Consider the following 470-nt stretch of genomic DNA (forward strand, 5'->3'; position numbering starts at 1 on the left):
ACCCAGCGCCGCGTGCTGCAGGCGGTGAATCCGGCCGCGCGGGCGCTGGGGCTCAAGCCCGGCCAGTCGCTCACCGCCGCACAGGCGCTGAGCCGCGACTTCGCCACCGCCGAGTACGACCTGCGCGAGGTGCAGCGCTGGCAGAACCTGCTGGCCGCCTGGGCCTACGGCTTCAGCTCGCAGGTCAGCCAGCACTATCCGCGCGCGCTGCTGTTGGAGGTCCAGTCCAGCCTGCAATTGTTCGGCCCCTGGCCGCGCTTCGAAGCGCGCCTGCGCGAGGAGTTGAGCGGGCTGGGCTTCCGGCACCGCATCACCGCCGCGCCCAACCCGGCCGCCGCGCGCATCCTCGCCAACGGCCATGACGGCCTGGCGATCCACGACCACCAGCAACTGCGCCAGTACCTGGGCCGGATGCCGCTGGAGCGCCTGGGCCTGGAGCGCGACGCCGCCACCTCGCTGGGCCGCATGGG

1 pseudogene is annotated in these 470 nt (G+C 73.4%); it reads left to right on the plus strand.

What is annotated here, in order from left to right:
* Positions 1-470, plus strand: a pseudogene (locus ACCC94_RS30070) (DNA polymerase Y family protein); the annotation flags it as partial.

Source organism: Pseudomonas sp. Pseusp97, assembly GCF_047304025.1.
GTDB lineage: Bacteria > Pseudomonadota > Gammaproteobacteria > Pseudomonadales > Pseudomonadaceae > Pseudomonas.